The following is a 1,180-nucleotide window of genomic DNA, read 5'->3' on the forward strand; positions in this document are numbered from 1 at the left end:
CACTACTAACGGAATCTCGGTTGATGTCTTTTCCTCCGGGTACTGAGATGTTTCAGTTCTCCGGGTTCGCCTCACCAAAGCCTATTTTATTCAGCTTAGTGATACCTCTCCCATTTAACACGGGGCCTGCCAAATCTCCTAAGAGACGCATCAGGACCAGTCTTAAATGGTGAAGGTGGGTTGTCCCATTCGGAAATCGCGGGATCAAAGCCTGCTCACGGCTCCCCCACGCTTATCGCAGCGTGCCACGTCCTTCATCGCCTGTACATGCCAAGGCATTCACCAGATGCCCTTACCTCACGCTTGAGAGTCCGCACCACCAACGACAACACTGGAAGATCAAGTGCTTTTACTGCCGTCAGTACAATGCGGTTATTAAACTCAGCCAGATAATCATTCGTGTACAACGCTCGATCGGCCCCTGCTCGATGGCCTTGCAGCCAACGCACAAAAACCAACGCCCGCGTCGCCACGGCATCGATTAAAAAACCCATTCACAATGTCAAAGAGAGGCGCTCGCGCGCCTCATATCACCGGACAAGTCCGGCAAACCGTTTCTCTTCATCCCTGGAATATCTTGCGCTGCTCCACGATACATCGCTGCGCAGGTGCTTGGCAGAGGTTGCTTGATTGGCACGCCAACGAACCGAAGGTTCGCAAGGCCGAACGGCCGTCGTCGCTTATGCGACGGGCACTCAATCAAACAATCCATTTTCCGCCAAGCGGAAAATGGTGGAGCTTATCGGGATCGAACCGATGACCTGATGCTTGCAAAGCAACCGCTCTCCCAGCTGAGCTAAAGCCCCCAACCAAAGCAAATGGTGGGCCGGGGAGGAGTTGAACCTCCGACCTCACGCTTATCAGGCGTGCGCTCTAACCACCTGAGCTACCGGCCCGTTGTTTGTTTCGCCTCAAGCGCCGGCGCCGACATCCGTCGGCTTGGCTTTCGCTGCATAAGCAGCGGCGGCCGTTCGGCCTTGCGGACCTTGCAGGTCCGTTGGCGCAAACCAAACAGGGCATAGCCTGCTCAGGCAGATACACCTTGTTGCCAAGGCGTATTTTCCAGTGATGAAGGGACATGAGGACGGCGGCATATGTTCTTTGGAATGGAGGAAGCTCTTTCGGCTACTAGAGCCGACGCTTTCCGCCGATATCCTTAGAAAGGAGGTGATCCAGCCGC

Annotated in this window: 2 tRNA genes and 1 rRNA gene; all 3 read right to left on the minus strand. The window is 55.0% G+C overall.

The annotated features are described in order from the left end of the window. A 23S ribosomal RNA gene (locus KRZ98_RS23890) occupies positions 1-309 on the minus strand; the annotation flags it as partial. A 421-nt stretch (positions 310-730) separates the two neighbouring features. Beyond that, a tRNA-Ala gene (locus KRZ98_RS23895) sits at positions 731-806 on the minus strand. A 13-nt stretch (positions 807-819) separates the two neighbouring features. Then, positions 820-896: transfer RNA gene (locus KRZ98_RS23900), tRNA-Ile, on the minus strand. Between the last annotated feature and the right edge of the window lie 284 nt (positions 897-1,180).

This window comes from Sphingobium sp. AS12 (genome assembly GCF_019097845.1).
Taxonomy (GTDB): domain Bacteria; phylum Pseudomonadota; class Alphaproteobacteria; order Sphingomonadales; family Sphingomonadaceae; genus Sphingobium.